This is a genomic window from Thorsellia kenyensis, assembly GCF_042432445.1.
In the GTDB taxonomy this organism is placed as follows: domain Bacteria; phylum Pseudomonadota; class Gammaproteobacteria; order Enterobacterales; family Thorselliaceae; genus Thorsellia; species Thorsellia kenyensis.
Map to the genome: position 1 here is coordinate 30,743 of NZ_JBHLXE010000084.1, position 24,703 is coordinate 55,445.

Sequence of the window (24,703 nt, forward strand, 5' to 3'; positions counted from 1 at the left end):
GTTAAGCGTGGATTTAATTATTTAATATGATATATGGAACCATCTATATGAAGAGTTATTAGAAGTCTGGTGCTTTGTGGTTGATCTATACGTTATGACTGTTGATTTATTTGCGAATTTTATTGCATTTTTTAAAATAAAGCTATAAATATTGTGTTTGATCTATGCCTTATCTATCCTCTCATTCAATGATAACTGGCTATGAAATTCTTAACGACCATCCCAGTTAATAAAGCTTATATTACAATTTGATATTTATAATTAATTTTTATCTGTTTTCTTTTCTTTATAACCATTGTGTTTAAATGTTTAACCAAAAAGCACTATTTCACATTTAAACTTTACCTTATTTAGATTGTAAAGCAGGACTAAGACTTCATAAAGTTCAGTATATTTTCTGCAAGTTCTAAAGAAATACCTGGTACTTTAGCTAACTCTTCTGGTGTGGAATTCTTTATCCCTTGTAATCCTCCCATATATTTTAATAAATTTTGTCTCCGTTTAGGTCCTACCCCCGGAATTAATTCAAGTGAACTTGTGCCTTTATCCTTACTTCTCTTTTTCCTATGACCACTTATTGCATGGTTATGTGATTCATCCCTTATATGCTGAATTAAATGAAGAGCAAGGGAGTCACTTGGCAAAGAAAAACCATCACCCTCAGGCTCTAAAAATAATGTTTCTAATCCTGCTCTTCGCTCAGCTCCTTTAGCAACACCTAAGAGAATAGGTTTTGATATATCCCAAGTAACCTTTAATTCTGAGAATAGACGTTTAGCTTGACCTAGCTGACCTTTACCCCCATCTATCAGTATGACATCAGGAATATTTTCATCATCAATGGTTTTATCGTAGCGTTTAGTCAAAACTTGATGCATAGCCGCATAATCATCACCAGGAGTTATTCCTTCAATATTATATCGGCGGTAAGATGATTTTAACGGGCCGTTTCTATCAAAAACTACGCATGAAGCTATGGTTTGCTCCCCTTGAAGATGGCTTATATCAAAACACTCCATACGATTTATTTCACTCAGACCTAATACCTGAGCTAGGGATGCAAAGCGTTGTGCTATCGTAGATTTTTGTACAAGCTTTGCACTTAATGCTGTTTTAGCATTAGTGGATGCAAGCTCAAGATAACGCTTTCTATCACCACGAACCTTGTTAAGTAGTTCAATTTTTCGACCAGCTAGAGTAGATAGTGACTCTGAAATTAATTGTGTTTCACCAAGGGAAAAATCAATTAAAATCAAGCTTGGGATGTCCCTATTATCGTTTCTTTGTAAATAAAATTGACCTATAAAGGTTTGAACAACTTCTTTTAATTCAGTGTCTTTGGGTATATTGGGAAAATAACTACGACTGCCTAGTACCTTCCCTTGTCTAATGAATAATACGTGCAGACAAGCAACTCCTGATTGAAAATCATAACCAATTGCATCAATGTCATTATCTTGATTGGAAACAAATTGCTGTTCAGTGACATTTCTTACGGCTTGAATTTGATCACGGTAATACGCTGCTGACTCAAAATCTAGCGCATCACTTGCTTGCTGCATATTATTAACTAAAGTATCTAAAACTTGGTTATTTTTGCCAGATAAGAAAAGTTTAATTAAATTAACTTGCGTATGATAAGATTCATCGCTTATATAGCCTGCAACGCAAGGTGCTAGACATCTACCAATTTGATATTGTAAGCAGGGTCTAGAACGGTTTCGATAGACTTGATTTTCACATTGTCTTATGGGAAATAATTTTTGAATGATGGCCAAACTTTCACGAACAGCATATGCATTAGGATAAGGTCCAAAATATGAACCTTTCGCTTTTTGTGCACCACGATACATTGTGATTCTAGGGTGTTTTTCATCACTTAAAAAAAGATAAGGGTAAGATTTATCATCTCTTAATAAAACATTATATCTTGGCTGGTAGCGTTTAATATAGTTATGTTCTAATAGAAGCGCTTCTGTTTCACTATGGGTAATCGTAACATCTATATAGCAAATCTGTTTTACTAAAGATTCTGTTTTGATACTATTAAGTTGTTTTCTAAAATAGCTACTTAAGCGTTTTTTTAAATCTTTCGCTTTACCAACATAAATAACGGTGCGTTTATCATCGTACATACGATAAACGCCTGGTTGAGAAGTCAAGTTTTTTAAAAAAGAGATAGGATTGAAAGGGGTTTGGCTTTCTTCACTTTCTATAATTAAAGCATCATCAATTTTAATGTGTTGTTCGGGCATGACTGCACCTGCTTTTTTACAATGTCTTGGTTTATTTAATTTATATTTTTCTATGTGTTCAGGTAATTCTTTTTTTCTAAACATAATATTGGGAAATTAAAGTTATTCAGCAATTTCAGGACGGAATTGTTTAGATTGTTTCTTAAAAGGATTTTTCATTTCACTGATAAGTACAGCTACCAGTATTAAAAATCCACCAAACATCCCTATCAGTCCCATTTTTTCACCTGCTAAACGACCAAATATACCAGCCCAAACAGGTTCACCTGCATAAATTAAAGTAGCTTTAGTGGCGGAAACCGATTTTTGTGCCCAGTTCATGACAAACTGAATAAGCCCGCTCATAAGCCCAAGCCCTAAGGCGCTATAGAGAAGATTAGAGGAAAGAACGGGTGGCGCTTCATGGGTTGGGATCATGAAAAAAAAGGCAAAGCAAGATGCAGCAAATAATTGGACAACAGTAACACGTCTGCTATCTACTTTATTTGAATATACACTGATTAATATTATTTCAAGAGCAATAGCCAATGCACTGAATACGGTCAATAATTCTCCAATCGAAAATGAAAACAAAGACAAAGAAGGATTTTCAGGTAATGTTAATAGAAATAATCCTATGAATGCAGTGATAATGCCAACGACAGACATAATACCAGGTCTTTTCCTTAATATAAGCCACTGTAAGATAGGTACAAAAGGCACGTACAAAGCAGTAATGAAAGCAGATGTGCTACTTGGAATAGTCATTAAACCAATGGTTTGCAAACCATAACCCAATGAAATTGCAAATCCAATAAAAAAACCGGCTCTTAGTTCATACCATGTCAAGTTCTTAAGGTGTCTGAAAGTGAATGGAAGAAGGGCTAACCCTGCAATACAAAACCTCAACCCTACAAAGAAAAAAGGACTTCCGTCAGCAGTTGCATTTTTGACAATCAAAAAAGTCCCACCCCATAAAATGGTTATCGCAATTAAACAAAGTTCTTGTTTATTAAACATAAGAAAACGGTTTGAAGTGGTCATAATGTTCACTTTTAGAATATAAGGAGAAAATGTTGAAATCGAATAGAGTTATATACAAATTTTACTATTGTTTATATATTTTAAATACACGCTATCTTGAGTTTGTGAAAATCTAATTTCATACCAAAGATGGCAAAGATAATCATACCATAATTGCCATTCATCAATATCAGCTAATTTTTGCTTGATCGAATGTTCAGTAAATGCATCAGGATGCATAGCATGGTGATGATAGGCAGTTAAATAGAATAATTTTTGCTTTTGGCTTAATTGCAGACTATTAAATAAAGAGCAAAAAGCAAAGTTTTGTTCTACATTTGCGCTATATTCCCAATCAATTAAAACAAGATCATTTTTGCTTTGTATAATATTACCTAAGTGCATATCCATATGATCAAATACCCAGCGAGATTTTTTGGGGTAAGGTGATCCCAACATTTTTTTATGAATTTTTATTAATGAATAAGTTCTCCTAGAGTGCATTACTGAACTCAAAAGAGATTCAAATAAAGGCTTTAATAAAATATCACGTTTGGATAAAGGACTAGAGTGAATTTTGCTTTGTATTAATGCAATTTTAAGCAAAAAAATATCATCACATTTGAAATCCAATAATTGATCCAGAGATTTGCCATCAACCCAGTTAAACATGGCATAATATTGATTGTGATAGATCAGAGTAGGAGCAAACGTATCACTTGATACTCTTTGAATAGCTCTGATTTGATGTTTTAAATTAACCCCTAATTTCTGCTTTTCTTGATCGGTTATTAAGGGCACAATCAAATATTGTTTATCACCTAAGGTTAATTGAAAGTTTTGACTTGATAATCCAGACACTTCATTGAATTTAGGTATATGTTTTTGATGATTTAATAAGTTTAGCTTTGAGCAGGGTAATGCTGAACTTAATTGTTCAACTATCAATTGCTTAATTGAGGAAAACTTATTCATTGCATCATCAAATCATTATTCTGATTATTGTTAGTAAGTTGCTGATGACTCACCTTGAGCTAAAATTTCAGCACTAGAGGTGTCTATCAATTGAACGGTTAGTTTTGTCGCTTCATTTTCACCCGAAATCGAAGAAAATAAGATATAAGGTGCTTGCATTGCTTGGGCAATAGCAAGAGATTTGCTTATCGTAACTAATGTATCGTTCGCTGGAATGTTTAAGGTATTCTTAGCTTCATTTATTTTTGATTGAGAAACAACTGAAAAGGGCGAGTATTCCTGAGTCGCTTGGATCAGTAATTGATCAATAACATATACTGGCAAGGTTGTATTTGACTGATTGCTCACAGTATTTACATACAATCCACCTGTCATACTTTTTGTTGAAGGTTCCGATTGGATCATTGAATTTATGGCGTTTACAGACATTTTTTGCCAATTAGGCTCTCCTTGCGCAGCGATATAATTTATTTTAGGTGTGTTCACAATAATCGTGCTATTCGAGGCTATGCCTTTGGTCTTGTTTTCAGAAAATTTATTTGGGTCTACTGCGTCTGAACTCATCGGTGCATTAATTGTGGAATTCAATTGACCTAGGTGATTTTGGGAATTAGACGTCAGAGTTATTTCGCTATCAGGATTCACAATTAATTCATCCATTATTTGATTGGATGAAAGTGGTGAAGATACTGTATAACTAGATGTAGTGTGAATTACTGGCGGCTCTGGAAGTGGATAACTTGAGGATGTCCCTATAGAAGGATTAACAGATTCATTTTTTTTTGAGGGCAATTTTTCATCTGTGATTTGAGTAATAGGTGCAGGTTTATCATTTTTAATATTGCAGGCAGATAATAAAAATAGACAGATAAGACTGATCAAAAATAGCGAAAACTTTTTAAAGTAATTAGTAAAACTAAATTTTAAGTCATAAGCAAAGAGATGGGTCAAAAAAAGGCTTTTCATAAATTAATCCATTGAGTAGTTACTGTGTTTCTGCTATTGAGCCATTAGCTGTATTATTTGCTGGGGTCATTGCGATAACCTGATAAACTGTTTCTACAGTGGCTATTATTGTTTCATTAAATTCTACATTAACCATCTGGTGTAGCTTTTTATTGGCAACAAGGCAAACAGACATAAGGTGCTTAGGTATATGTATGCAAAATTGGTTTTGTTTTAGTTCAGAAATACCTACAGAGTAGCCATCAACGCCTATTGCGATTTTGGCAAAAAGGTATTTTGAAAATTCTTCTCTATCTAATTTTAACCAAATTTGGTGGTTAGTTTCAGAGGTGTAAATTTTTTTTATAATTGCTTGGCAAGCGATCTGACCCTTAAGAATAAGAGGGCTGATTTCGTCACCATGTTTTAAAGGTTTTTCTATACCAACGAGGTCATTGACTTTTAAGTGACTTAAATTTGTCCGTAAATTTTCCTTTAATAATTCCACTGTCAGGGAATCATCACTAAGAGCAGTAACCGGTAGAGCGGAACCGTTAATATTCAATATCGAACCAAGTGTTAAAAAACTTAAATCAACATTAGTAACATCTAATATGATGCTATTGCCTAAGTAACTGTCTGAAATTTCAAGTACTTTTGCGAGTATTTGGTTTTTCCCACTGAACAAAATAATATCCTCAATGATTTCAAAAGTAATGACTTAATTTGGATGCAAAAAAATGCCAGTATTTCCCTAACAGTTTTTAGTATTTTCAATTAAATCAAAAGAGATAAAACTCCGATAATACTCCATAGAAGCACCGAAATAAAAGAAAAGGCGCTGATTTTTAAAATTTGTCTTTATCAGACAAACTCCCGTTGAAATAGTTACAATGATTATACAGTTCAGTTCTTAAAATGAAAAGACCTAGAAATAAGTTGTAGTTATATAAGTAATGTAATCATTTAATATTTAAGTAGTTAACTTGGATTATACTGACGATGCTAGGGGTTCTAGGAGCAGATGTTACACTAATTACTACTCAAAAAAGGATTAATAATGTTTAACTTATATGTAGATTTCCATTGAGTCTAGACATTCTTCAACAAGTAGAAAGTAATTAGTGCGATTTTTAGAGTAGTTATGATAAAATAGTATTTTATTATAATCAGGCTAAAATTTGCTAGTGAGTAAAAAGCTGGTTTTTTGGCGTGAAGGCATAGTATAACAATCTAGCATATCCGCTTTTTTTAAATTAATATAACCACAGTACAGAAGAAAAATTATCATATGAATCATATTAGAAACTTCTCAATTATAGCACATATAGATCATGGGAAATCTACTTTATCCGATCGTATCATCCAAATTTGTGGTGGTTTGAGTGATAGAGAGATGGCAGCTCAAGTTCTCGATTCAATGGATATTGAACGTGAAAGAGGCATCACAATTAAAGCACAAAGTGTGACGTTAGATTTTAATTCAAAAGATGGCAATACTTATCAGCTCAATTTTATTGATACTCCAGGTCACGTCGATTTTTCTTATGAAGTATCAAGATCTTTAGCTGCTTGTGAAGGTGCTCTTTTAGTTGTAGACGCAGGTCAAGGAGTTGAAGCCCAGACACTTGCAAACTGCTACACTGCAATTGAAATGGATCTTGAGGTGGTTCCTGTACTGAATAAAATTGATTTACCTGCAGCTGAGCCTGAAAGGGTAGCTGCTGAAATAGAAGATATTGTAGGTATTGATGCATCTGATGCAGTTAGGTGCTCAGCTAAGACAGGTGTTGGTGTTGAAGATGTTATTGAACGATTAGTTCAGTGTATTCCGCCTCCTGAAGGTGATCCTGATGCACCTTTACAAGCACTGATAATTGATTCATGGTTTGATAATTACCTCGGTGTCGTGTCTCTTATTCGTATTAAAAATGGTAAATTAGAAAAAGGCGATAAAATCAAAGTGATGTCAACAGGTCAAGATTATCATGCTGATAGTTTAGGTATTTTTACCCCTAAACGCGTAGAAAAAAACTCTCTTAGTTGTGGTGAAGTTGGCTGGCTTGTATGTGGTATTAAAGATATCAAAGGCGCACCAGTAGGAGACACTTTGACTTTAGCTAAGAACCCAGCTAAAGAGCGTTTACCTGGTTTTCAGAAAGTAAAACCCCAAGTCTATGCAGGATTATTCCCTGTAAGTAGTGATGATTATGAGACATTCAGAGATGCCTTAGGAAAACTGAGCCTTAATGATGCATCCTTAATCTATGAACCTGAAAGTTCAACGGCTTTAGGTTTCGGATTTAGAATAGGATTTTTGGGTTTATTACACATGGAAATTATTCAAGAACGACTTGAAAGAGAATATGATCTTGATTTAATTACGACCGCACCAACGGTTGTTTATGAAGTATTAACAACAGCAAATGAAATTGTTTACGTGGATAGTCCTTCTAAACTCCCTCCTGTGACTAATATTCAAGAATTAAGAGAACCTATTGCTGAATGTCACATGCTCGTTCCGCAACAGTATCTTGGCAATGTAATCACTCTTTGTGTTGAAAAAAGAGGGGTGCAAACCAATATGATTTATCATGGAAATCAGGTTTCTTTGACTTATGAAATCCCGATGGCCGAAGTTGTCTTAGACTTTTTTGACAGATTAAAATCTACTTCTAGAGGATATGCTTCCTTAGATTATGGATTTAAACGTTTCCAAGCCTCTAGCATGGTCAGAGTAGATGTGATGATAAATGGTGATAAAGTTGATGCACTTGCTTTAATTACTCACAAAGAAAACTCCCAATCTAAAGGTCGTGATTTGGTTGAGAAGATGAAAGATTTTATTCCTAGACAGCAATTTGATATTGCAATTCAAGCAGCAATTGGTAATCAAATTATAGCTCGCTCGACTGTGAAACAACTGAGAAAAAATGTTATCGCTAAATGCTATGGTGGTGATGTGAGCCGTAAGAAGAAATTGTTACAAAAACAAAAAGACGGTAAAAAGAGGATGAAACAAGTTGGTAATGTTGAATTACCTCAAGAAGCCTTTTTAGCTATTTTACATGTTGGTAAGGATTAAATAAATTTTGTGAAAGTAGGAATTTACTGGAACAAAAAAGGAAATTAAAATGATAATAAACAAATTCGCACTGGCTTTAGTTTTAGGTGCATTCTTTACCGGCATTTTTTTGCTTATCTATAAAATTAAATTTAGAAAAGCGCACAAAAAAGCCATCGAAAATAATCAATTACCCGAGAAAAAGCATGTCTTTTTTGAATCGGTAGGTGGTTTTTTTCCAGTGATTGCATTTGTTCTCATCTTTCGTTCATTTATTTTTGAACCTTTTCAAATCCCGTCTGGATCAATGATGAGAACACTTTTAGTAGGTGATTTTTTACTTGTTAATAAATTTAATTATGGCATAAAGAATCCAGTAACTAATGGCTCTTGGATTGAACTTAATTCACCTAAACGTGGTGATGTAGTCGTGTTTAAAGCGCCAGGAAGAGATAATGTTGATTATATAAAAAGGGTTATCGGTTTACCTGGGGAAAGGGTTATCTACGATAAAACAACTAAAGAAGTACAAATTTATCCTGCTTGCTATGTTACAACAGAAACATGTAAACCTCTTGAAGTAACGTATAGTGCACCTATTAAAAGTGATTTTTTTGATGTATCAAATAGAAACGATCTTATTTTACCACTAGAAAAAGGTGCTTCTGATCCTGCAGGCATTGCAGGAAATCGTCTCCTTGAAAGAACTGAAACTATTGATGGTCATAGTCATACCATTTTAATCAATCCTGTAAAATCTGATAAAGTCTTAGGGTATGCCTCTAATTCCAGACTTGTCAATAATAACAAAGCAGAATTTATTATCCCTGAAGATAGCTATTTTGTCATGGGAGATAATAGGGATAATAGTGAAGATGGGCGTTTTTTTGGCCCTGTACATAAAGATCTTTTAGTCGGTAATGCTGTCTTTATTTGGATAAGCTTTGAGAGATTGCCTGGAGAATGGCCAACAGGTATTAGATTTAGTCGTATTGGCACCATTGAATAATATAACCTTATGTTAATTTCCGACTTCATAGAGGTCGGTTTTTTTGTTATAAATAACTAGAGAAGAAATTTAATTCAGTGAATAAAATAAAAATAGAAAAATTGCAGCGTACTATAGGCTATCAATTTAATGATACAGAGTTGCTCTTAAAGGCCTTAACTCATCGTAGTGCTAACAGTCAACATAATGAACGTTTAGAATTTTTAGGCGATTCAATTTTAAGTTATGTGATTGCTGATATCCTTTATATTAAGTTTCCTAAATGTCAAGAAGGCGACTTAACACGCATGCGTTCTGTTTTAGTTAAAGAAAAAACTTTAGCTGAAATTGCCAGAGATTTTGATTTAGGTGATGTACTTCTTCTTGGCCCTGGAGAATTAAAAAGTGGCGGCTTTAGACGTGACTCTATTTTGGCTGATGCTGTAGAAGCCATCATAGGGGCCATTTTCATAGATAGTGACATTAATGTTATAAAAAAAACTATTCTCGCTTGGTATGAAACAAAACTTGAGGAAATAAGTCCTGGGGATAAGCAAAAAGATCCTAAAACGCGCCTGCAGGAGTATTTACAATCTCATCAAAAATCACTTCCTATATATAATGTCATACAAGTTAAAGGTGATGCACATAATCAGGAATTTACTATTGCTTGTGCAATAGCTAATCATGAAACCCCTTTTATCGGGGTAGGCACCAGTAGAAGAAAAGCTGAACAAAATGCCGCAGAAAAAGTTCTGTCTTCATTAGGGCTTTAATCAATAATATAATTACTAAACAATTAAATACAGAGAATATAAATGAATTCACTTCAAACAGAAACTCAAAGTGACGATTCCTATTGTGGTTTCGTTGCGATTGTAGGGCGCCCCAATGTGGGTAAATCTACTTTGCTTAATAATATACTAGGGCAAAAAGTATCTATAACTTCTAGAAAAGCTCAAACTACTCGCCATCGCATTATTGGTATTGATACTGAAGGAAATTATCAAATAATTTATGTTGATACGCCAGGATTGCATATAGAAGAAAAAAGGGCCATAAATAGATTAATGAATAAAGCTGCTAGTTCTTCCATTGGGGATGTTGAAATAATTATTTTTGTTGTTGAAGGTACTCATTTTACGCCTGATGATGAAATGGTGATCTCTAAATTAAAACACGCTAAGGCACCAATTATCCTTGCTATTAATAAAATAGATAATGTCGAAGATAAGACGCTTTTATTACCACATATTGAATTTTTATCCTCTCAACTCCCTTTTGCCGATGTTATTCCAATTTCTGCTGAAAAAGACATTAATGTTGATACTCTTAGAAAAATTGTTAAAGGGCATTTGCCTAAAGGTCAGTTTCATTTTCCAGAAGACTACATAACTGACAGATCGCAGCGCTTTATGGTGGCTGAGATTATTCGTGAAAAGCTGATGCGTTTTTTAGGCGAGGAACTTCCTTATTCAGTTACAGTAGAAATAGAGCGTTTTACTGCAAATGAAAGAGGTGGCTTTGATATTAATGGATTGATTTTGGTAGAGAGAGATAGCCAGAAGAGGATGGTTATTGGTGCAAAGGGTACTAAAATAAAACAGATAGGTATTGAAGCCAGGAAAGATATAGAGGCCTTACTTGAATGCCGAGTTCACCTGGAATTATGGGTCAAAGTTAAATCAGGCTGGGCAGATGATGAAAGAGCATTACAAAGCTTAGGCTATCAGGAGGATTAATTGAAAAAGCTACTATGTCTGGTTCTTGTTTCCGCGTTATTTATTGCTGGGTGTAAAACTACGATAGATCCTGTTCCTATTGATTTGCAGGCAAGGGACAGAGGGAATTATTTAACCGATAGACCTCAACCTAAAATTTCTAAAGGTAATAAAAGATTCTTAGTTCTCCATTACACTGCTCTAAATGATGAAAAATCTTTAAGAGTGCTCACGGGGGGGGAAGTCAGTGTTCATTATCTTGTTCCGAGTATTCCGAGAAAAGAGCGTGGGCGTCCAGTTGTTATACATCTTGTTCCAGAGAACCAAGAGGCATGGCATGCAGGAGTTAGTTTCTGGAGAGGTGCTGAAAAGTTAAATCAATCGTCAGTCGGAATTGAGATTGTAAATACAGGTTACACTGATGAAGCTGATGGTACAAGGAAATGGTACAAATATAATGATGCACAAATTGAACTATTAATTCCCCTTATTAAAGATATTGTCAAGAGGCATAATATTTCCCCATATAATGTAGTTGGACATAGTGATATAGCAACTCAAAGAAAGGTAGATCCTGGTCCTTTATTCCCATGGGCTAAATTAGCACAACACGGTATAGGCGCATGGCCTAATACCAGTGATGTAAAAAAATATCTTAATGGGCGTTATATGAAGATGCCAGTTGATGTATTAAGCGTGCAAAAATTATTAAAACAGTATGGATATCAAGTACCGCTTTCAGGTGAACTAGACAGTGAAACTAAAAATGTAGTCAAAGCTTTTCAAATGCACTTTAGGCCAAGGGACTTTAGTGGTGTACCCGATGCGGAAACTGAAGCTATCCTTAGAGCTCTGATTTCTAAGTACAAGTTGTGATTTTTTGGCGATGGTCATTGAAAAATTATTTGTCTATCAGATGTTTAAATTAAATTTTAGAAAAAGATTTAAAGCCTAATTTTGTCATTAGACTTTAAATCTTATCTCTTGTTTTTATTTCTTTGTTTTCATTTCCTTTTTTTATTTCTTTTTGTGCTTTTACTTTTTGCCGTTTCCTTACGGATTTTTTTCACTTTCTTAGACGGTTTGCCGCCATTTTTAATGTTAGGTTCTTTGGTTTTAGGTCGTAATTCGCTTATGACGCGATAACTTATCTCTTCACCTATGTAACGCTCTACCTTTTTTAATAATAAAAAATCATGTGCTTCGACAAGAGAAATCGCTGATCCTTTTTTGCCCGCTCTAGCTGTTCTTCCAATACGATGTAAAAAAACATCCGCAGTTCTTGGCATATCAAAGTTAATGACATGTGAAATATTTGGAATATCTATACCTCTTGCTGCAACATCTGTTGCTACTAAAACTGATGAACGACCATCGTTTAATCTTTTGATTGCTTCTTCTCGCTTCACTTGTGCAAGCTCACCTTCAAGATAACAATTCGTGATTCCCGCACTGGTAAGAGCTTGTGACAATGAATGTACACGTTCCCTTGTTTTAACAAATACAATCGTTTTACTTATTTCATCACTTTTAAGTAAGTACACTAATAAATTTAATTTATGTGAATAATCATCCGCTCGATAGTAATATTGGATGATTTTTTTCTTCTCTTTTCTAGAAGGCATTGCTTCAATGAAAACGGGATCGGTAAGTACACGCTCAGCAAATTTTTCTACATCATTCCCTTCCAATGTAGCAGAAAATAACATAGTTTGCTTACGCCAACGTGTTTCAGCGCAAATCACTTCAACATCCTGACCAAAACCCATGTCTAATAATCTATCCGCTTCATCGAGTATTAATATTTCCACGGCACGGCAATCAAAATTCTCTTCTTTAATGTATTGAAGCAAACGGCCTGGTGTCGCAATGACAATGTCTTGATTGGTTGAAAATATTTCTGCATGGTTAACGTATGAAACGCCCCCAGTAATGGTCGTGACATCAAGGTGATTTGTTTGTGTTAATGTGCTAGCTTCTTTGGCAATTTGATTTGCAAGTTCTCTTGTAGGCGCCAATATCAACACTCTAGGTGGACCACCATGCTTCCTAGGGAAATCTACGAGATGCTGAATTGCAGGAATTAAAAAAGCTAATGATTTACCTGTTCCTGTAGGAGCAGAACCTAAAATATCTTTTCCAGCAAGTCCCTCAGGTATCGCTTTGGCTTGGATTGTCGTTGGCTTGGTAAATTTCTTTTTTTCTAATGCTAAAATGATGGATTCATCTAGAAAAAATGCAGAGAAATCTTTTGTTTCATTCTCTTCGGATGAATTTTGGACTATTGGTAATACTTCTGTGGTTAAATGGTCAATCACGTTTTCTTGAGCATCTATGCGTTTATCTATTTTAATTAGCGTATTTTTTGTTGCGCTTGATTTGGCAGTGGGCGTACGATTTTTTTTAGTGGCTGTTTTTTTGGTGTTGATTTGTTTTGTCATGTTTACCTAGCAGAATATTAAAAGAATCGATAAAATATACACTAGTTTAGCGTTTTATCATCTTTAATTATACCCCTAAGGACAAAGAATTTTCATGAGTAGCGGATTTAGTTTTAAACAATTTCATGTTAATCATGACCAATGTGCGATGAAAGTAGGTACTGATGCTGTATTATTAGGTGCTGTCGCCCCAGTTTATGGGATGAAAAAAGCACTTGATTTAGGTACTGGCACTGGAGTGATAGCTTTAATGCTCGCACAAAGGAACATACACATTTATGTCAAGGGACTAGAAATAGATAAAAATGCGGCAGTTCAAGCACAGCAAAATTTTAATAACTCAAATTTTGCTGCGAGACTAGAGGTCCTAGTTACTAGCCATGAAGATTATTGTAACCAAAAAGATTTATCATACGATCTTGTGGTTGCAAATCCTCCTTTTTTCTTTAATGCAAAGGGATTTGAAGACAAAAGCCGGGCGCTAGCCCGAAGCTTAAATACGACATCTCATTATGCATGGTTTGCAAGTGCCTTTAACGCTTTAAGATTAGAGGGGGTATTTTACCTAATCCTACCGTATAATGAGTTTATTGAGGGCATACAAACTATATTTGAATTCATTAGTGTAGAGAAAGAGGATGTCACTCCAAGTTGTTATCTTTTTGACAACACACTCTCAAAATCAAGAATTTCAGATTGTAATGTTAAAGACAAGGCGACTGATTTATTCAAGACTTGGGAAGTAAATGAACTTATATATATTTATCCTGATGCTAACAAAAAATGTCATCGCATAATTCTAGGTTTAAAAAAAGTACAAATTTCTTATTCTGTCATGAATAAGTTTAGGAGGAATATTTTTTGTGAAAATGATGTAGTAGATTTTTTTTCAAATCAGGCTAAACATTTTTATATCAGAAACACGCCTACAGATTATAGTGATGAAATGAAAAAGTTGATAAGCCCCTTTTATTTAAAATACTAATGAGTGAGCATGCTTTAATTAAAGCAATTATTATCTTGAATTATTAACTGATAGTCGTAATTTTGTAATTTGCCCATAACATCTGTTAGCTATCCTATTGAGAATTAGTAAAAAATAAATTGATTATCCATATTAATAGGCTCGCGTATTTCCTTTTAGACTCTGAAATGATAAATTGAGCAATCTAAGAGAGAAAAATTAAGCATAAAAAGGAAATTTTTTGGAATACACAAGTTTAAATTACCAAGATTGGTTAACTCATCAAAGCAAACACAATGGATATAATGAATACAATAGTGTACTGAGGCTAAGAGAATATGAATTGTTTCAAGCAACTAAACCCTTTAGAGCTAGGGGTTTTAAACTGAAAAGATGTCACCGCTGTTTAATTGCTATATCCCTTTGTGTCTGTAATAAAGCTATCTGTGTAGAGCAATCTCACCGATTCATCTTAGTGATGTATCGAGGTGAAGCCATTAAACCTAGTAACACTGGAAGACTAATTGCTGAGATTTTACCTAATACACTCGCTTTTCAATGGGGAAGAACTTCTGTAGACCAAGAGTTACTTCTCGCGATTAGCGATGATCAATATGATACTTATATCGTATTTCCAGAACGTTATGCCTATCCTGCGCAAGAAGTTCTCAACCGAGAGGCTTTTAGCAAGAGATATAACAGCAATCGACTTCGCAAGATGCAATTTATCATATTAGATGGTACTTGGAGTGAAGCGAAAAAAATGTTTAGAAAAAGCGAATATTTAAAAGGTTTACCCTTACTCTCTATCAATGAAACTGATGCGCATGAATATATGCTAAGAGAAGCGTCAAGAGAAGAACAATTAGGCACAGTTTCGGTTGCTTTATCTATTCTGAAAATGATTAATGAAACAAAAGCTTTTACTAATTTATTAAGTTATACTGATGAATTCATTCGAAGATATCTTTCAAGTAAAGCACGTAATCCTAAACATTTGGTTGATAATTTAAATTAGCACAACAATAGCAACACTTAAGAGATGTTTTTGCTCTTTTTCTCGTGTCCGGTTGCTGTTAGAATAAGCAATATAAAATACAATTGAAAAATAATACAGTTGAAAAATCTAATGACCTTAAATACTTTGATATTTTATTAAACTTAATTATTTAAGCTTAATGCATATATTTTAATACACTGTATGTACCTAAATGGGTAGCGGTGAAACTAGGAATACTATTACAATGTTCTCAAACAATTCACAAGATGAATCTTATCAATTTATTAGCAAGTTGCCTAAAATAACTATTGATAAAAGTTCCATTAATTTCTTAGGGGATCCTAAGCGATACAAAGAATTTTTACTTAATGAAATTCAAAATGCAAAAGTACGCATTGCTATTGTAGCCTTATATTTCGAAAACGATGAAGCAGGTAACGAGATTTTCACTGCGCTTTATTCTGCTAAGCAAAAGAACCCAGCACTTGATATTGTTATATGTGTCGACTGGCATCGAGCACAAAGAGGCAGAATCGGGATTAATAACCTCAATAAAACCAATGCTGATTGGTATTTAGAATTAACAGAAAAACATACCCCAAATGAGATACCTGTCTATGGGATTCCTATAAACACTCGAGAAACGCTTGGGGTTTTACACTTTAAAGGGGCTATAATTGACGATACTACTTTATTTACTGGAGCAAGTATCAATAATGTCTATTTACACCAGGAAGAAAAATATCGTTTAGATAGATACCACGCTATATATAATAAGCCTCTAGCTAATAGTTTTTATCAGTTTATCTTTGAAAAAATGATAAATTCTAAAGCTGCGCAACGATTGGACTCAGCACAAAGACCTAAAACATCAAGTATCAAAAAGTACATCAAGCAGCTACGACGTGATTTATCTCAATCTCATTTAACGGTAATTGAAGATCATAGTCATCATGTTAAGCTTGATTTTCCAGTAGAAGCCACGCCAATTGTTGGCGTTGGCGCTAAAAATACATTTAACCAACTTATAGAATCACTCGTTGCGATTAGTAAAAAGAAAATTATCATATGCACACCATATTTTAATTTACCTCCTGCTTTACTAAAAAAAATGCGCAAAAAATTAAAAGAAGGTATAGAAATTGAGATCATCGTCGGTGATAAAACAGCAAATGATTTCTATATTCCTGTCACAGAACCATTTAAAGCCATAGGTTCATTACCCTATTTTTATGAATTAAACCTCAAGAAATTCATGAAAAAATATCAAAAATTTTGTGATAAAGGGCTATTACATATTCACCTTTGGAAAGATAATGATCATACTTTTCATTTGAAAGGCCTTTGGATAGACGATAATTGGATGTTATTAACTGGAAATAATTTGAATCCCAGGGCATGGAGTCTTGATTTAGAAAACGGTATATTACTGCATGATGAGAATCAATATCTTGCTGTATCTAAAGCCGCAGAACTTGAATACATACATCAACATACCAATAGATTGGAACATTTTTCTCATTTAGATGAAATAGATGATTATCCTTATAAAGTGAAAAAATTTATCAGAAGACTAAAGCGAGTGAAAATGGATAAGCTCATCAATCGATTACTCTAGGGATATTGTCATGACTACAACCATCAAAACTGCAGACTTACAGCCAGGCGTAAAATATAGAGATGCCGCAAAGATGGCTCTTATACCAATCAAGGAAATCAATGCACCTGTACTGCCAAAGCCTAGTTGGCTTAAAATAAAATTACCTGCTCAAAGCGATAAGATAGAAGCAATAAAGCAAGCCCTTAGAAATAATAACCTTCATTCTGTGTGTGAAGAAGCTGCGTGTCCTAATTTATCTGAGTGCTTTCATCATGGAACAGCTACATTTATGATTTTGGGATCAATTTGTACAAGACGCTGCCCCTTTTGTGATGTTGGTCATGGAAAACCACTTCCCCCTGATGAGAATGAACCGCAAAAATTAGCCAAAACAGTTAAAGATATGGGACTTAAGTACGTAGTGATAACTTCCGTTGATAGGGATGATTTACGTGATGGTGGTGCTTATCATTTTGCTAAAACGGTTTCTTTAATTCGCGAGGCGAATAAAAATATAAAAATAGAAATACTCGTACCAGACTTTAGAGGCAGAATGGATGTGGCTTTAGATGCACTATCATCTGGTATTCCAGATGTCTTTAATCACAATCTTGAAAATGTACCTAGACTTTATAAGGAAGTCCGTCCGGGGGCAAATTATCAGTGGTCGCTGACCTTATTAAAAAAATTCAAAGAACGACATCCCCATGTAAAAACAAAATCAGGGCTAATGTTAGGTCTTGGGGAAAGTGACGAAGAAATCTTAGCCGTCATGGCCGACTTGAGAGCTCATGGTGTTACAATGTTGACTTTGGGTCAATATCTACAACCTAGTAGAGATCACTATCCTGTTAAACGATACGTATCTCCACAAGAGTTTGAAGTGTTTAAAGAAAAAGCTCTAGAAATGGGATTTGAGCATGCTGCATGTGGTCCATTAGTTCGCTCATCTTATCATGCTGATTTACAAGCAAAAGGTGAAGAGGTTAAATAGGGAGGCTAATGAGTCTATTGTATCACCCAGTGATAGCCGTTTTTATTGGCGGAGGATTAGGCAGTGTATTGAGATACTTTTTGAGTATTAGCCTCCCTACGTATTCAAAATGGCCGTTCCCCATTGCAACACTCAGTGCAAATTTGTTAGGTGCATTCATTATAGGCACTGTTTTTGCCTATGTTTCTGCTTCCACACAATTTCCTAGCCATGTCAAATTATTTTTAATGACGGGTTTATGCGGCGGACTTACAACATTTTCTACTTTCTCTTTAGATTTGTTCCTATTTTTTCAAAAATCTCAATGGAGTTTATTAATTACCACATTGTTAAGTAATGTCGTTTTAACAGTAATAGTGGTATCATGTAGCTTTTATTTAACAACAAAGCTATTTTTAAATACACAATAATCTAATCAAACGAGATGTTATACTGCCAATCAGTAAATTAAATTTTGAAGTGTTTGATAAAAATTACCTTTAAGCCAATATATAAGTTATATCGAGAGAATCACATGCAAGGCACAATAACCGCATTTTTTGAAGACAAAGGCTATGGTTTCATCCTTGATGAAAATGAAGAAGTACGCTTTTTCCATCTTAGAAAAGTCATTAATCCTTCTGCAATTAAAATAGATGCTGAAGTGACATTTAGGCCTATTACTAGAGAGCAGGGTCCTGCTGCAATTGATGTAAGGGTAGAGTTTAAAGGCGAACATATTTTCATTGCTGATGAAAAAATTAAAATAACCGCTATCAAGCACTATAGTGTTTATACCAAAAAAGTCCCCTTGGCACGTGATATAGAAAACAATACTATAGTTTCTATTGGGCTATTGATGAATAGAATTAAACCTCAAACAGCTAAAGCCTCTAAAGATACACTTGAAGAGTTAACCTATCTAGAAATCGAGCTTTTTCATGCACCAAGCATTCTATTTACTTCACATGAAATTGATATTGACGAAGCTCTGAGTCACCTCGCATTTTTACCAATTACTTTTACAGATAAACGCCAGCATAACCCTGCTGATTAAAAATCAGCTTCTTAATCGCGAGCCATAGATGCTATATACTGATTATTTACTATGAATTTAAACAAACGCAACATTAAAAAAATCACTCTGATCTTATTTTGTCTCTTGATAGTTTTTTCAAGTTTTATTGTATATAGAAGTTTGTCTCAAGGAAAACAATTAAGCGAACGTTTAATGTCCTATGCTGAACAATTCAATCAGCAACATAAAGTTCAAATCATAAATGTAGAAATAACCCCTCATCTATTTTCAAAAGATATAAAATTTGATTTAGTTGAAAAAAACACCAATACAAAAAGTGACGTGAAATTACTTTCAGCAAAATATCAGCTTTCCTACAATCCTATCAGTAGATTATTTAATAGATACACTGCCACTTTATCTGGTGATGCGCATGTATATGGCTTGACGCCGATCCGACAATTGGCATGGAATAATTTTTTTTCTTTTTCTGCGTTAAATACCTATACTATTAACTCTTTGATTAGTGAAAATGCAAAAGAAACGCAATTTAAAACTAACATCAATTTTTATTCAGATGATTCTATCGATGCTGAATTTGACTTTGAAAATCTTGCTGATGTACTAAATAAAAACAGAATAAAAGCGGATAGAGTGTATGTAAACTATCAAACCGAATCTGAACAAAATAGCTCAAAAATTACTATCACTATACCTGAGTTTATCGTTAATCATGGCAATAAGGAGATATCAAATCTTCTAGATAATGAGATTGATAAATCAAAATCAGATTTATCGACTACTTCAGAAAATTTTAATACTTCAGTCGCTAAAGTGATTAAGCCAATTACTCCAAAATTGAAGGAAATGTTGAAAATTGAAGAGGGGACTTTTACGCTTAACTTTGACAATTCTGTACTGAAAACAATTGCATTTAATGCTAAATCAATAGTTAGTCACAATTTAATGCTTAGCGGCTTTACTTCTAAAATAGAACAAATTGAGTCAATAGATGCAAAAAATAAAGTACTGGCTAACCAATCTGCTATTGAGACCCGTGAGAACGTTTCAAGCTTACCTAAAATTGATGCTCCTAAGCATATTGGGGTAAAAAATAACATCCATACACAAAACAAATTGGCAAATCATCAATATAAAATTCACATGAAGAGTGACACTGTCACTTATATGGAGGGTTTATTAGGTAAATTTATTGCTGATTTCGAATTAATCAATATCAATTCAAAAAATTTATTTGAAATGGCGAATAGGGCACATATACGATATCAAGAAGATGAAGTTGCCAATAGAAATACATATGGACTGCCGGTCTATTATTTTGCTCAATGGCTAAATTTATCTGAAGCGGTATTAACAACATCCCCCCAGTTAAAAATACATTCTCTTATGCTTGAGAAAAATGATGATGCATATCTTAAACTGACTAAAAGTTGGCGTTTTAATTCGAAAAAAGTTGATTTTAATAGTATAAACGGTCGTGTTTTCTTATTGCCTTTTCTATACACTGATGAATTTACACTAAACATTGAAATTACTCAGCCCCAATTAGAAAATTTATTAGAACTCCTTTTAACTTTAGAAGAAGTAGATGAGAAGATTAATAAAAAAGAACTGTTTTTTGCACTTAACCAGATGAATCAAATTTTTCCTTTTGTGACCCAAAAAAACATTACGGCTGAAAAAAATAAGGTCAATCAAATCGATAATAGCAATAACCGCAAGCGTAATGATCACATTAGTAAAAGTGATAGAGTAAATTTTATGGACAAAGAGAGTATATTTTCAATAGCCGTATCTTATGATCATAAGAAAGGTTCCCTAAAATTTAACGGAAAAAGCTATACGCAAGAAGAGTTTAACGCTTTTATCAAAGATATCTTATAAACTGAAATTTGAAAAAAGAGTGCAGTTCATTTAAATATCATTAATATATTATGAGTTATTTGAAAAATTAGTTGAATTTTAATTAACAAAAAATGATTGAGTCTTCATAAATCCAAAGGAACTATATGAATAAAACATTAAAAAAACAAGCATTAGATGCATTGAATGAAAAGTGGTCTTTTTTGTTCTTATGTAGTTTACTCGCCAGAATTATAACCTTTGGATTACCTATCATTATCATTTACCATTTTTTTGACCTTAATTTAGTCAGTATGTTGATTAATTCAGACCTAGAAAATAATGAACATTCAATTTCAATAGAAATGAAGTACTCCTTCTATGAATACATTTGGACTATTACAAAATTGATGTTGACTTTTGCTTTTTGTATAGTGCTTCTAAGTCCTTTTTGGACTTGTTATAAATGGTTATTATTAGACACAGTGAGAAATAATAGGGTCACTTTTGCAGATTTGTTTATTCAAGTAAAAAAGAATTATTTTAGATTAGTAAGATTTTATTTTCTTTATTGGTTCTATATCCTTTGTTGGTCTTGCTTATTTATAATACCTGGATATATAAAAATGCATTCATATGCACTTGCACCATTTTTGTTACGTGACAATAAGCAAATAAGCGCAAATGAAGCAATCAGCAAATCAAGAGAGTTAATGGACGGAAAAAAAGTTAATTTGTTGAGTTTAGCTGTTTCTTTTTTTGGATGGTATTTATTGATGAGGATATTAATCAAATTGAACAATATGCACTTGTTCCCTATGCTTATGCCTTCAATATTATTGGCTATTATTGTTACTTGTTTTTTAGTTTTCTGCGCAACCTCACTATTTTATCTATATTTTTTCGCTGTTATTGCAAAATATTATGACGAAATAATAAATTCGACAGATATCAATAGCAGTCCGTTAAATAAAAATAAATTACCTGATATTCAAAATAATATCATAATTTAACTTATAAAATACTAAGATAAAGAGAGACTTTAACGTTATAAAAATATAATAACATATAAATTGTTTGTTTTTTATAATGTGTTTCTCTAAATTCAAATGATAGCTATTATAAACAATCGTTTATGATATAATTCGGAAGGTAAAAATCTAATCATCAGTCATATAAAAGGAAAAAAATGAACGCTGAAATAAGACAACAGGCCAGAATGGCTTTAGCAGGTAGTTGGAAAATTTTGATTCTTATTGGGATCTTGTCAGCAATTATTGCTGACGGCATACCACAACTTATCTTCAAATCGATTCTCCCTGAAGCTACAATTAAAATTTTATTAGATTTAACACTATTGGAATCATTGCCCCATAGTGAAATAGAGATATTATCTAGCAATATTCAAAAGCCAATGTTATTATTTTTTGTGCTATCTTTCCTTTTAAGCCCGTTTAATACCAGTTTTACATGGATTACTCTCGACAATGTTCGCAAGAAGCCAATAGAACAAAAGCATTTAATTCAAAATATTAAGCCTTACTTTAGTAAACTTGTTTTTTATAATATTTTATACGTTATATATATCACTCTCTGGTCTTCACTGTTAGTAATACCTGGTATTATTAAACTGCATTCATATGCATTAGCACCTTTCATTTTAAGAGATAACCCTCAAATTACAGCTAATCAAGCTATCACAGAATCTAGGAGGTTAATGCATGGGCGTAAGCTTAAATTATTTTCTTTGGTAATTTCTTTTATAGGTTGGTTTATATTAGCTCAAATAATCTTAGCTATGGGAGGGAATATAATCAAACCATTATTATTGCAAAATCTTAATTTATATTTGTTCCTTTCAGCTTTGTGGTCAATTTTTGCTTATATTGTATTTTGGGTTTACTTTAAATCAGCTCTCGCAATTTTTTATCAAAACGTGATTAATGAAATCAAACCTACTGATGGTTTAGAGCAGGTAAAGGATAATGATAAACAACCAACCAACATAATTATCTAATTGGTTAGATGAAGATTACTTTGAAAAGAAATTGTTGATTAATGTTAAGTAATACCATAAAAAAGTAGATACTGATTCATTAGTGGTTAAAGAGTTAGGATTCATAAATATTTTACACATTAATAAAATATTAACTGTAATTATTCTTCTAATGAATTGGTATGAAATTCCTATCAAATAAGATCTTTAATAATATAAAGTGATCTATATTTCAATCTCGGTCGTGAGTTATTCTTTCGACTGAGCAACTCCGAAAATCAATTTATTAATAAAATAGAAATAACTCTTCAATGCAAACATTTTTATAGGAGTATTTTCTAGTATTTACTCATAGTAAAATTAATAATATGCTTGAAATGATCTGTTATAATCTTTATCTTTTGAAAAAGCATCCGAGTAACGCATCTATTATAAGCCTATAAATTCACACAAATTATAATATTTCAAAAAGTACACTTTACAAATGGAAAGCTAAGCTTAAAGAAAGTTCAAATAATATCCTTATAAATAAAAAAAGCTAATATAAATTAAAGCTGCACAAAATAAATCAACAATCCTTGTATATATGCTTGCAAAAGCGAAAAAAATACTAAATATCATCATTTCGACATCGGCATTAAATAGAGTAAAATCAGAAAGATACAACATAAAAAATGATTATGACATTACTATGGTTAAGCCCTCCTTGAATGAATGTGTAGAAGCATTTGGTATTAAGGAAATTAATGCCATAGATATGTGTGCAATACATTAGCTGAAAAAAATTAAAATCAGTCACTTTAAGAAAGAGCTTGACCGCCATCGGATGGACATGGAATGGTAGAATGTCTATAGGTTCTTCAGTATATATGGAGTGTATAGATTAATTTAAGTTATAAGGAATAGGGATGAAAAAAGTAATTTTAACTATTACATTAATAGGTGGACTTTTTTTTGTATTTTATGTTTTGTTTTTATTATCTTTTATTTATAAACCATTCAAATATGATGTTAATAAATTGAATGATTTGACCGTTAGTGAAATCTATAAAATCCATGGCAATCCAATCCATGATGTTCAAGTAAAGGGATTTCAAACTTGGGAATTTGCAAATAGTAATTTAATACAAACTCTCAGGATTAATACAAATTCTGAAAATATTAATTATTTACAGCAGAAACCAACAATGATCGTAATTAAGAAATTATATGACTTAAATGGAACGACATATGTGTCATTATCTCAAATATTAGTTGATCAACAAATTAAATGCACACTGAAAATCTGGCCATTTAAAGAATTAGTCCTATCTAGCAAGGTATTTAACTCAAACGGATCAAATAAATGTAAATTTTGACTGAAAAATCATATGTAAGTTGAGTAGACAGAAGAATTGATTAAAATAAGAGTAGATTAAAACCCTAGATTATTAGGGACTATTGACATTCAAAGAGCGTTTTTAAATAAAAAAACAATTAAAATCGTTCTTCTAAAGCAAATTTTTAATGTAGTGTAGCCTCTTTTAATCGCTCTTTAATGTCCTATCCTAGCAAAAGCATTTGTACTAAGTGTTATATACGTGTGTTAAAGTATTTTGTATAAGTGTTTATAACTTGATCCTGGATAACAGTTCTTGCGATAACTCCTACACCAAGATAGGATCTATACTCTAAATCGAAGATGCGATTGGGTAAAAAGATATGGAATAGTCGAAAAAAGTCAGTTAGTGCCTTTTAATGCTATTCTAATTGATTGCTCTACCAGCCTGTCGAATGTTGGTGTGATGCTGGCTTTACTTTCAAATAAACTGTGCCTGTGGCCTAATAACAGCTTTGTTGTGACGACTGTGCTTTTAATGTTATGCCTACACTCGATAATTTCATAGAGTAAATCAGCT

Annotated in this window: 22 protein-coding genes and 1 pseudogene; 16 read left to right on the forward strand and 7 right to left on the reverse strand. The window is 33.0% G+C overall.

The window, feature by feature from the left end:
* Positions 1-368: 368 nt before the first annotated feature.
* The 5 genes from uvrC to ACFFIT_RS07345 form a co-directional block, all read right to left on the reverse strand.
* Positions 369-2,255: an excinuclease ABC subunit UvrC gene (gene uvrC, locus ACFFIT_RS07325; RefSeq protein ID WP_385877005.1), complete on the reverse strand. Its 1,887-nt coding sequence runs from the start codon at positions 2,253-2,255 to the stop codon at positions 369-371.
* Positions 2,256-2,357: 102 nt separating this feature from the next.
* Positions 2,358-3,278, reverse strand: a complete 921-nt coding sequence (locus ACFFIT_RS07330) for a DMT family transporter (protein WP_385877006.1) — start codon at positions 3,276-3,278, stop codon at positions 2,358-2,360.
* Between the two features lie 48 nt (positions 3,279-3,326).
* Positions 3,327-4,232, reverse strand: a complete 906-nt coding sequence (locus ACFFIT_RS07335; protein ID WP_385877007.1) for a protein kinase family protein — start codon at positions 4,230-4,232, stop codon at positions 3,327-3,329.
* 30 nt (positions 4,233-4,262) lie between these two features.
* Positions 4,263-5,198, reverse strand: coding sequence for a hypothetical protein (locus ACFFIT_RS07340; RefSeq protein WP_385877008.1), 936 nt, complete (start codon positions 5,196-5,198; stop codon positions 4,263-4,265).
* 19 nt (positions 5,199-5,217) lie between these two features.
* Complete coding sequence (locus tag ACFFIT_RS07345) at positions 5,218-5,865, reverse strand: riboflavin synthase (protein ID WP_385877009.1); 648 nt, start codon at positions 5,863-5,865, stop codon at positions 5,218-5,220.
* A 603-nt stretch (positions 5,866-6,468) separates the two neighbouring features.
* Between ACFFIT_RS07345 and lepA the strand changes: the two genes are divergently transcribed.
* From lepA to ACFFIT_RS07370, 5 genes are all read left to right on the forward strand, one after another.
* The gene (lepA, locus tag ACFFIT_RS07350) at positions 6,469-8,262 is read left to right on the forward strand and encodes a translation elongation factor 4 (RefSeq protein ID WP_385877010.1); all 1,794 of its coding nucleotides are present in this window, start codon (positions 6,469-6,471) and stop codon (positions 8,260-8,262) included.
* A 49-nt stretch (positions 8,263-8,311) separates the two neighbouring features.
* The gene (gene lepB, locus ACFFIT_RS07355; RefSeq protein ID WP_385877011.1) at positions 8,312-9,250 is read left to right on the forward strand and encodes a signal peptidase I; all 939 of its coding nucleotides are present in this window, start codon (positions 8,312-8,314) and stop codon (positions 9,248-9,250) included.
* 77 nt (positions 9,251-9,327) lie between these two features.
* Positions 9,328-10,005 (forward strand): ribonuclease III, encoded by a 678-nt coding sequence (rnc, locus tag ACFFIT_RS07360; RefSeq protein ID WP_385877012.1) that lies wholly within the window; start codon positions 9,328-9,330, stop codon positions 10,003-10,005.
* A 42-nt stretch (positions 10,006-10,047) separates the two neighbouring features.
* On the forward strand, positions 10,048-10,971 hold the full coding sequence (gene era / locus ACFFIT_RS07365; protein ID WP_385877013.1) for a GTPase Era: 924 nt from the start codon (positions 10,048-10,050) through the stop codon (positions 10,969-10,971).
* Complete coding sequence (locus ACFFIT_RS07370) at positions 10,972-11,826, forward strand: N-acetylmuramoyl-L-alanine amidase (RefSeq protein ID WP_385877014.1); 855 nt, start codon at positions 10,972-10,974, stop codon at positions 11,824-11,826. It abuts the gene before it with no gap.
* A gap of 128 nt (positions 11,827-11,954) precedes the next feature.
* Here ACFFIT_RS07370 and srmB read toward each other — a convergent pair whose 3' ends face one another.
* Positions 11,955-13,391 carry an ATP-dependent RNA helicase SrmB gene (gene srmB, locus ACFFIT_RS07375; protein ID WP_385877015.1) on the reverse strand — a complete coding sequence of 479 codons (1,437 nt, stop codon included), beginning with the start codon at positions 13,389-13,391 and terminating at the stop codon, positions 11,955-11,957.
* Between the two features lie 94 nt (positions 13,392-13,485).
* On the opposite strand from srmB, the gene ACFFIT_RS07380 reads away from it, so the two are divergent.
* The 11 genes from ACFFIT_RS07380 (at position 13,486) to ACFFIT_RS07430 (ending at position 24,163) form a co-directional block, all read left to right on the forward strand.
* Entirely contained in the window at positions 13,486-14,376 is an 891-nt protein-coding gene (locus tag ACFFIT_RS07380) for a tRNA1(Val) (adenine(37)-N6)-methyltransferase (RefSeq protein WP_385877016.1), read from the forward strand.
* 220 nt (positions 14,377-14,596) lie between these two features.
* Positions 14,597-15,373: a tRNA-uridine aminocarboxypropyltransferase gene (locus ACFFIT_RS07385; protein WP_385877017.1), complete on the forward strand. Its 777-nt coding sequence runs from the start codon at positions 14,597-14,599 to the stop codon at positions 15,371-15,373.
* A gap of 226 nt (positions 15,374-15,599) precedes the next feature.
* Positions 15,600-16,973: a CDP-diacylglycerol--serine O-phosphatidyltransferase gene (pssA, locus tag ACFFIT_RS07390; RefSeq protein WP_385877018.1), complete on the forward strand. Its 1,374-nt coding sequence runs from the start codon at positions 15,600-15,602 to the stop codon at positions 16,971-16,973.
* Positions 16,974-16,983: 10 nt separating this feature from the next.
* A complete protein-coding gene (gene lipA, locus ACFFIT_RS07395; protein WP_385877019.1) occupies positions 16,984-17,949 on the forward strand; it encodes a lipoyl synthase in 966 nt (321 codons plus the stop codon).
* Between the two features lie 8 nt (positions 17,950-17,957).
* The gene (gene crcB / locus ACFFIT_RS07400) at positions 17,958-18,359 is read left to right on the forward strand and encodes a fluoride efflux transporter CrcB (RefSeq protein ID WP_385877020.1); all 402 of its coding nucleotides are present in this window, start codon (positions 17,958-17,960) and stop codon (positions 18,357-18,359) included.
* A gap of 104 nt (positions 18,360-18,463) precedes the next feature.
* Positions 18,464-18,985, forward strand: a complete 522-nt coding sequence (locus ACFFIT_RS07405) for a cold-shock protein (protein ID WP_385877021.1) — start codon at positions 18,464-18,466, stop codon at positions 18,983-18,985.
* Positions 18,986-19,159: 174 nt separating this feature from the next.
* On the forward strand, positions 19,160-20,851 hold the full coding sequence (locus ACFFIT_RS07410) for a hypothetical protein (RefSeq protein ID WP_385877022.1): 1,692 nt from the start codon (positions 19,160-19,162) through the stop codon (positions 20,849-20,851).
* 125 nt (positions 20,852-20,976) lie between these two features.
* Positions 20,977-21,822, forward strand: coding sequence for a DUF975 family protein (locus tag ACFFIT_RS07415; RefSeq protein WP_385877024.1), 846 nt, complete (start codon positions 20,977-20,979; stop codon positions 21,820-21,822).
* A gap of 206 nt (positions 21,823-22,028) precedes the next feature.
* A complete protein-coding gene (locus ACFFIT_RS07420) occupies positions 22,029-22,826 on the forward strand; it encodes a DUF975 family protein (RefSeq protein ID WP_385877025.1) in 798 nt (265 codons plus the stop codon).
* Between the two features lie 565 nt (positions 22,827-23,391).
* Entirely contained in the window at positions 23,392-23,580 is a 189-nt protein-coding gene (locus ACFFIT_RS07425; RefSeq protein ID WP_385877027.1) for a hypothetical protein, read from the forward strand.
* A gap of 133 nt (positions 23,581-23,713) precedes the next feature.
* Positions 23,714-24,163 carry a hypothetical protein gene (locus tag ACFFIT_RS07430; RefSeq protein WP_385877028.1) on the forward strand — a complete coding sequence of 150 codons (450 nt, stop codon included), beginning with the start codon at positions 23,714-23,716 and terminating at the stop codon, positions 24,161-24,163.
* 362 nt (positions 24,164-24,525) lie between these two features.
* Here ACFFIT_RS07430 and ACFFIT_RS07435 read toward each other — a convergent pair.
* Positions 24,526-24,693 (reverse strand): annotated as a pseudogene (locus ACFFIT_RS07435) (hypothetical protein); the annotation flags it as partial.
* Positions 24,694-24,703: the final 10 nt, after the last annotated feature.

Excerpts from the sequence above, each read along its gene's own strand:
- uvrC (WP_385877005.1), bottom strand. The coding sequence starts at position 2,255 with ATGCCCGAACAACACATTAAAATTGATGATGCTTTAATTATAGAAAGT.
- ACFFIT_RS07330 (WP_385877006.1), bottom strand. The coding sequence starts at position 3,278 with ATGACCACTTCAAACCGTTTTCTTATGTTTAATAAACAAGAACTTTGT.
- ACFFIT_RS07335 (WP_385877007.1), bottom strand. The coding sequence starts at position 4,232 with ATGAATAAGTTTTCCTCAATTAAGCAATTGATAGTTGAACAATTAAGT.
- ACFFIT_RS07340 (WP_385877008.1), bottom strand. The coding sequence starts at position 5,198 with ATGAAAAGCCTTTTTTTGACCCATCTCTTTGCTTATGACTTAAAATTT.
- lepA (WP_385877010.1), top strand. The coding sequence starts at position 6,469 with ATGAATCATATTAGAAACTTCTCAATTATAGCACATATAGATCATGGG.
- lepB (WP_385877011.1), top strand. The coding sequence starts at position 8,312 with ATGATAATAAACAAATTCGCACTGGCTTTAGTTTTAGGTGCATTCTTT.
- era (WP_385877013.1), top strand. The coding sequence starts at position 10,048 with ATGAATTCACTTCAAACAGAAACTCAAAGTGACGATTCCTATTGTGGT.
- srmB (WP_385877015.1), bottom strand. The coding sequence starts at position 13,391 with ATGACAAAACAAATCAACACCAAAAAAACAGCCACTAAAAAAAATCGT.
- ACFFIT_RS07380 (WP_385877016.1), top strand. The coding sequence starts at position 13,486 with ATGAGTAGCGGATTTAGTTTTAAACAATTTCATGTTAATCATGACCAA.
- pssA (WP_385877018.1), top strand. The coding sequence starts at position 15,600 with ATGTTCTCAAACAATTCACAAGATGAATCTTATCAATTTATTAGCAAG.
- lipA (WP_385877019.1), top strand. The coding sequence starts at position 16,984 with ATGACTACAACCATCAAAACTGCAGACTTACAGCCAGGCGTAAAATAT.
- crcB (WP_385877020.1), top strand. The coding sequence starts at position 17,958 with ATGAGTCTATTGTATCACCCAGTGATAGCCGTTTTTATTGGCGGAGGA.
- ACFFIT_RS07405 (WP_385877021.1), top strand. The coding sequence starts at position 18,464 with ATGCAAGGCACAATAACCGCATTTTTTGAAGACAAAGGCTATGGTTTC.
- ACFFIT_RS07410 (WP_385877022.1), top strand. The coding sequence starts at position 19,160 with ATGTCCTATGCTGAACAATTCAATCAGCAACATAAAGTTCAAATCATA.
- ACFFIT_RS07415 (WP_385877024.1), top strand. The coding sequence starts at position 20,977 with ATGAATAAAACATTAAAAAAACAAGCATTAGATGCATTGAATGAAAAG.
- ACFFIT_RS07420 (WP_385877025.1), top strand. The coding sequence starts at position 22,029 with ATGGCTTTAGCAGGTAGTTGGAAAATTTTGATTCTTATTGGGATCTTG.
- ACFFIT_RS07425 (WP_385877027.1), top strand. The coding sequence starts at position 23,392 with ATGCTTGCAAAAGCGAAAAAAATACTAAATATCATCATTTCGACATCG.
- ACFFIT_RS07430 (WP_385877028.1), top strand. The coding sequence starts at position 23,714 with ATGAAAAAAGTAATTTTAACTATTACATTAATAGGTGGACTTTTTTTT.